Source organism: Deltaproteobacteria bacterium (assembly GCA_016223005.1).
In the GTDB taxonomy this organism is placed as follows: Bacteria; Desulfobacterota; GWC2-55-46; order UBA9637; family GWC2-42-11; genus JACRPW01.
The window spans coordinates 1-6,607 of record JACRPW010000084.1 but is presented as its reverse complement, the minus strand read 5'-3'; the positions used below and the strand labels follow the sequence as shown (position 1 = coordinate 6,607).

Genomic DNA, 6,607 nt, shown 5'->3' with positions numbered 1-6,607 from the left:
TTTCTGCTGCTATTTCTCTTTTCTTTACCTCTGCCCTCTCCTTCAAAGACAGCGTAAGAGATTTCATGCCGTCCAATTTCTCTTTTTTATCTTCAAGGTCTTCTCTATTTTTATCATATTTATTAAGAAGTTCAAAATCTGAATCAATAATCGCATTTATATACTTATACCTGCGGGAAAAATCATTAACAGAGTCAGAAGAAAAAAGAAGCCTCACAACACCTCCTTCTCTCATCTTATACATGGACACAACCCGCTTCTTTAACATTACAAGAAGTTTTTCCCTTTCTATTACAAGTTCTCTTATATCTTTATCTGCGGCATCTATCTTTATCTTTAAATCTTTAAGGTTTTTTTCAAATCTTGAAAGTTCGTCTTCTTTTCTTGCAAGTTCCCTTTCTGTCCTGTCAAGTATTGTTAATACAGAGGTCTCCTTTTTGTTTATTATATCTAGTTTCTGTTTCTTTGCCTCAAGTTTTTTTTCAACAGACTCTAATTTTTTACCCTTTTTAACAATCTCCTGCTTTATCTTCTGGCTTGCCTTTGCATAAACCTGTGTCTCATAAAAAGATAAAAAACAGAATAGAAAAATAGAGAAATAAATAATGTCTTTTCTCCTGCCCATCCTATTTTAGAAACCTCACAAGTGAAACAAAACTGCCAAACAAACCTAGTGTAATTCCGCTTATAAATAATACTAACATAAAATCAGTAATTGGGAAAGGGATATTTATCATACTGACAAAGGGTGCAGATGTACTATTGAGTAGTATATATCTAGAGGAATAGAGTATTATGAATGCAATAACTGCGCCTGATAAACCCTCAAACAGACCCTCTATAAAGAATGGAATTTTTATAAATGATTCAGTTGCACCGACAAGCCTCATTATCTCTATTTCTTCTCTTCTCGCATATAAAGTCAGTTTTATGGTATTGGAGATTATAAATACAGTTGCTGTCAGCAGGAAGAGTCCAATAATAATCCCTGCTGTCTTGAAAAAGATTAAAAATGCGGTAAATCTGTCAATCCACTCCTGCCCATACTGTATATCATTTATCTCCTTGATGTTGTTTAATCTTGCAACAAGTGCCTTAACCCCTTTGGAATTTCTGAAATCCTTTTTAAGCCCTATCTCAATGGATGCAGGAAGCGGATTAGTGCCAAATCCTTCCAATATCCCTTTCTGTCCATGGATTGACTGCCTGAACATCTTGACTGCCATGTCTTTTGATATATATTCTACAGAGCCAACCTCTGAAAAACCCATTATCCTTTCCTTTATTTTCATGATATTTTCTTCAGACACATCATCCCTCAAATATGCTGTAATCTGAACCTCTGTAGAAAATACCTCAAGCACATTGCCAATATTTATATAGGATATAAAGAAAAAGGCAAGTATTGTCAGGGCAAGGGATATGGTAATTACAGCAATAATATTTGTCAGAAGGTTGGTTTTTATATTCTGTGCTGCCTCCTTCATAAAATACATAACATGCCTTATAATAACTATCATCCTGCAACCTTCCCATTTTCAAGCACAATAGTCCGTTTCTTTAATCTGCTTATAACAGCGCTATCATGCGTTGCAACAACAACAGTTGCCCCTTTTTTGTTTATATCCAGAAAATAGCGCATTATGCTGTCAGTAAGTGATGGGTCAAGGTTGCCTGTTGGCTCATCTGCAAGGAGTATCGCGGGGCCTTTGACAAGCGCCCTTGCAATTGCCACCCTTTGCTGTTCCCCGCCTGATAGGACAGATGCCTTATAATTTGCCCTGTCAAGTAATTCAAGATACGATAGAACCGTACCAACCCTTTTCTTAATGTCTCTGTGCGGACATCCGATAATCTTAAGTGGAAGGGCAATATTCTCATATACTGTCTTGTTATTAAGGAGTTTAAAGTCCTGGAATATAAACCCTATCTGCCTACGCAGTAAAGCAATATGTTTTCTGTTAAGTTTTGACACATTTTTGTTATCAACTATTATCTGTCCATCAGTTGGTTTTTCTGTGCAGAAGATGAGTTTTAAAAGGGTGGTCTTTCCAGCGCCGCATGGACCTGTCAGAAATACAAATTCACCCCTTTCTACAATAAATGATATGTCAGTGAGGGCAGGACTATTTTTTTCATAGGTTTTATACACATGATATAACTGGATCATACACTTTTCTGTTTAATAACTCGCATACCGATTAGTAATCGGCATCCTCCTGTCTTTGCCAAATGCACGGGGGGTTATCTTAACTCCGGGAGGGGACTGCCTTCTCTTATATTCAGATATATCAACCAGCCGTATAACCCTTTTTACAATACCTTCCTCAAATCCCATTGCCGCAATTTCCTCAAAACTTCTGTCTTCTTCTACATATGCCTTTAATATGTGGTCAAGGACTTCATAAGGCGGCAGTGTGTCCTGGTCCTTCTGGTTTGGACGGAGTTCTGCTGTTGGTGCCTTTTGCAGCACCCTGTCAGGGATTATATCTATTCCTGCAGCAGAATTTCTGTATTCAGATAGTTTATAGACAAGGGTCTTTGGCACATCCTTTATAACAGCAAATCCCCCTGCCATATCACCGTAAAGGGTAGTATAACCAACACTCATCTCGCTCTTATTACCTGTTGTAAGCACAAGATAGTTAAATTTGTTTGAGATTGCCATCAGGATATTCCCTCTTATCCTTGCCTGAATATTTTCTTCTGTAACATCAGGTTTTCTATTCTTAAAGGTATCTGACAGAATCTTCAGATAATCATCAAAGGTATTATGGATAGGGATGATTATAAACTCAATATCAAGATTTTTAGCCAGTGCCTCTGCATCTGCAAGACTCTCTTTTGAGGAATATTGAGAGGGCATAAATACACCTGTAACATTCTTTTTTCCAAGTGCGTCTACTGCTACCGCTGCAACCAGTGAAGAATCAATGCCTCCGCTTAAACCAATAACTGTATGAAGGAAATTATTCTTTTTTACATAGTCCCTTGTTCCGAGGACAAGGGCTTTATATACCTCTTCAATCTGTTCAGGCGGGGCAGTCTTTTTTGAGATAAGTTTTTTAAATCTCTTTTTCTTTTTAGATTTTACATGAAGGGATATCCTTTCAACCTTCTTGCCTTGTTCTTCTAATACAATCTTTTCCTTTCGTCTTCTTTGGTCATGGGGTCTAAAACTGAATATCCTTTCCACATCAAGTTCAGCAAGGATTAAATCCTCTTCAAATGCCATACCCCTTGCAATAACCTCTCCCTTTTCATCTATTATCATCCCATGACCATCAAAGACCAGTTCATCCTGACCGCCTACCATATTATTATATGCTATAATTACCCCGTTGTCCGATGCCCTTGTTGCAAGCATCTCCTCTCTGAACCTTGCCTTGCCAATATGATATGGAGATGCGTTTATATTTACTATGACCTCTGCACCTGCAACTGCCTGAATCCTTGCTGGTCCTTCAGGATACCAGATGTCTTCACAAATCCCTATGCCGATTGTAATGTCATTAAGGATTACATTTAAGGGCATTTTCCCTGACTGGAAATACCTCTCTTCATCAAATACCCCATAGTTTGGGAGAAACATCTTATGATAGACCCCAGCAATCTCTCCACTGTGGACAATGGCAGCGGCATTGTAAATATCTTCTTGGCTATCCACAAAACCTATGATTGCAGTTATATCCCTTGTTTTTTTTGCTATCTTTTTTAAGTATGCAGTATTATCTTTTATAAACTGGGGTTTAAGAAGAAGGTCTTCAGGCGGGTAACCTGTAACAGACAATTCCGGAAATGCAATCAGGTCAATACCAAGTTCAATGCCTCTTTCAATATAGTCTATAATCTTTCTGGCATTCCCTGAGAGGTCTCCAACAACAGGGTTTATCTGTGCCATTGCTATGCGGAGTATGTGCATGTATTTAAATTATCAAAAGGTGGGTAAGTTGTAAAGTATCAATTTAGAGGTTTATAGGCAAACCCTGACACATCGTGACCCCTTGAATGAGAATTTTTATTTGAGCCATGCTCAAATCTTTCAGGGGCAAGTCCCTGCTTAAAGCCTGCTTCGTGATAGACTATTGATACGGTCTGTCTTGGTTTTACACGGACAAACTGTGTAGATTTATCAAGATTAAATTCCTTAAGTTTTTCCTGAATGAAGCCGATAGAAGAAAGGTCATAAGGGGTCAAATCTTTTGTTTTGACATTCAAGTTTTCTATTTATAGTGGGAGGATAAACCACAATGCCCACGCTTTATGACCTATTTTGTCAAATTAAAAGATTTGACCCCGTGATGGAGGACCCCGTGATGGAGACTATGTTATACTATATTATGTTATACTACACTATATTATGTTCTTGACATCCATGTAGATATTAGTATATATTCACTACGGAGTAACTATGGTAGAAATGGATATAAAGGATAGAATAAAGGCGCTCAGAATTGCTAAATGCCTAACTCAAACCAGTCTGTCTTCAATATGTCAAATCCCTCAGATTTCCCTCTCATCAATTGAAAGAGCAAAATACAAACCTAATCTTACTGTGGTTTCAAAACTTGCATCTACTTTTCAGGTAAATACCCATTGGCTTGAAACAGGGAAGGATTTACCATTTAATGATTTGAAAGGGGTTATTGAATTAAACCATTGCAGAGAACGTGCAAGTGAGTTATCTGCCATATCCATTATATCCATTGCAAGTTTACCTTTTGTCTTCTGTGAAAAAGAGAGATGTTTGATATTTGAAATATCACATGATTGTCATATTATCATATACCTGTGTGAGCCTCTGGACAGGGGTGTGTTCATGAATATTGGAAATTGTCGTTATCTGCGTGAGGTTAAAGATGATGTTGACCTGCGTAGTCCTTATGTATTATCACGGCTTTTTGCAATGGGGACCAAGGATAAAGGCAGCATATCTTATCAAGATGTAAGGGAGGCAGCGGTTGTTACATCAGTCACTCAAACAGAAGACAGTAAGGTTATACCACCTTATCGGGCTGTAAGAGAGGCGGCATCTTCTGAGACAGCCTCTACTCAAGTGGATACTAATAAAGTTACTCCACCTTACAGGGCCGTGAGAAGAACAGAGCCTGCAGCAGATGTCCAAATTCAAACAGAAGACAGTAAGGTTATACCACCTTATCGGGCTGTAAGAGAGGCAGCATCTTCTGATACAGCCTCTACTCAAGTGGATGTTAATAAAGTTACTCCACCTTACAGGGCCGTGAGAAGAACAGAGCCTGCAGCAGATGTCCAAATAAATGAGGGTGGGACCAAGGTTAAGGCATCTGAAGAGGCTGTAAATAGTGATATCCTTTTGGCTAAAGTAGAACTACTCCTTCATAACGACCCTGAGTTTTCGTACAAATTGAAAGAATTTCTGGAATCTTATAAAAGAACTAGAAGATAGCAGGATGCACTCAATTGCTAAATGCCTAACTCAAACCAATCTGTCTTCAATATGTCAAATCCCTCAGATTTCCCTCTCATCAATTGAAAGAGGAAAATACAAACCTAATCTTACTGTGGTTTCAAAACTTGCATCTACTTTTCAGGTAAATACCCATTGGCTTGAAACAGGGAAGGATTTACCATTTAATGATTTGAAAGGGTAAACTCCGTTAGAAGTTTCTTTTTGGAAAGTTCTAACAAGGTAAAACTATAAGGGAGGTAAATTTTATGATTGAAGACTTAAGAAAGACAGATACATGGCGGGTGTTTAGGATTCAGTCTGAGCTGGTGGAGGGTTTTGAGAGCCTTTATGACATTGGTCCTGCAGTTACCATATTTGGCAGTTCAAGGTTTGAAGAAAACTCAGACTATTATCAGAAGGCGGTCGAGGTGGGGAAACTCCTCTCTGAAGCAGGATTTTCTGTGATTACAGGAGGTGGTCCTGGTGTCATGGAAGGAGCAAACAAAGGGGCAAAGATGGGCAAAGGCAAGTCAGTGGGATTAAATATTCAACTTCCTCAGGAGCAGATTCCAAATAAGTATCAAGATATTACCCTGAATTTTAGATATTTCTTTATCAGAAAACTTATGTTTATTAAGTATGCTGCCGCGTTTGTGATATTCCCCGGCGGATTTGGCACAATGAATGAACTATTTGAGGCATTAACCCTTATCCAAACAAGGCGGATTGAACCATTTCCGGTTATCCTTTTCGGAAAAGAATATTGGAAAGGATTAGCAGACTGGATGAATAATACCCTTGTCCAGCAAGGTGCTATTAACCCTGAAGATGCTGCCCTTTTCAATGTTACGGATTCCCCATTAGAAATCTGTGATATTATAAATAAACATTATAAAGGTTCTATTGTGCATCCATCTATTGACGAACTTAATAGAAAAGGCAGCGGTAAGTAAGCAGGATGTTTCAAGATTAGGCTTAAAACCGATGGCAATAACAATAATCATAATGGCCATTGACGGGACGCTCCTCCATCCAGTCACCTATTTATTCAAAGGGTGAGCATGGTGAGGGATAAAGCAGGATAAGGATTGTAGAGATAGATTATACTTTGGTAGAAAAGAAAGAATAATAGGGTGATAAAAATGTTTACATTAATCTTCATACTGGTAATGCTGG

General features: G+C 38.2%; 8 protein-coding genes. 3 read left to right on the top strand and 5 right to left on the bottom strand.

The window, feature by feature from the left end; translation table 11 throughout:
• From HZC45_08875 to HZC45_08855, 5 genes are all read right to left on the bottom strand, one after another.
• A partial coding sequence (locus HZC45_08875) for a hypothetical protein (GenBank protein ID MBI5683252.1) occupies window positions 1–625 on the bottom strand: 625 nt, incomplete at its 3' end.
• A gap of 1 nt (window position 626) precedes the next feature.
• The gene (locus tag HZC45_08870) at window positions 627–1,520 is read right to left on the bottom strand and encodes an ABC transporter permease (protein MBI5683251.1); all 894 of its coding nucleotides are present in this window, start codon (window positions 1,518–1,520) and stop codon (window positions 627–629) included.
• Entirely contained in the window at window positions 1,517–2,170 is a 654-nt protein-coding gene (gene ftsE / locus HZC45_08865; protein ID MBI5683250.1) for a cell division ATP-binding protein FtsE, read from the bottom strand. The genes HZC45_08870 and ftsE overlap by 4 nt, the downstream gene beginning before the upstream one ends.
• Window positions 2,171–2,182: 12 nt before the next feature.
• Window positions 2,183–3,922: an NAD+ synthase gene (locus HZC45_08860; GenBank protein MBI5683249.1), complete on the bottom strand. Its 1,740-nt coding sequence runs from the start codon at window positions 3,920–3,922 to the stop codon at window positions 2,183–2,185.
• A gap of 38 nt (window positions 3,923–3,960) precedes the next feature.
• Window positions 3,961–4,218 (bottom strand): hypothetical protein, encoded by a 258-nt coding sequence (locus HZC45_08855; protein ID MBI5683248.1) that lies wholly within the window; start codon window positions 4,216–4,218, stop codon window positions 3,961–3,963.
• Between the two features lie 193 nt (window positions 4,219–4,411).
• On the opposite strand from HZC45_08855, the gene HZC45_08850 reads away from it, so the two are divergent.
• From HZC45_08850 to HZC45_08840, 3 genes are all read left to right on the top strand, one after another.
• Complete coding sequence (locus HZC45_08850) at window positions 4,412–5,428, top strand: helix-turn-helix domain-containing protein (protein ID MBI5683247.1); 1,017 nt, start codon at window positions 4,412–4,414, stop codon at window positions 5,426–5,428.
• 4 nt (window positions 5,429–5,432) lie between these two features.
• A complete protein-coding gene (locus HZC45_08845) occupies window positions 5,433–5,633 on the top strand; it encodes a helix-turn-helix transcriptional regulator (GenBank protein ID MBI5683246.1) in 201 nt (66 codons plus the stop codon).
• A gap of 64 nt (window positions 5,634–5,697) precedes the next feature.
• Window positions 5,698–6,384, top strand: a complete 687-nt coding sequence (locus HZC45_08840; GenBank protein ID MBI5683245.1) for a TIGR00730 family Rossman fold protein — start codon at window positions 5,698–5,700, stop codon at window positions 6,382–6,384.
• The last annotated feature ends 223 nt before the right edge of the window (window positions 6,385–6,607 follow it).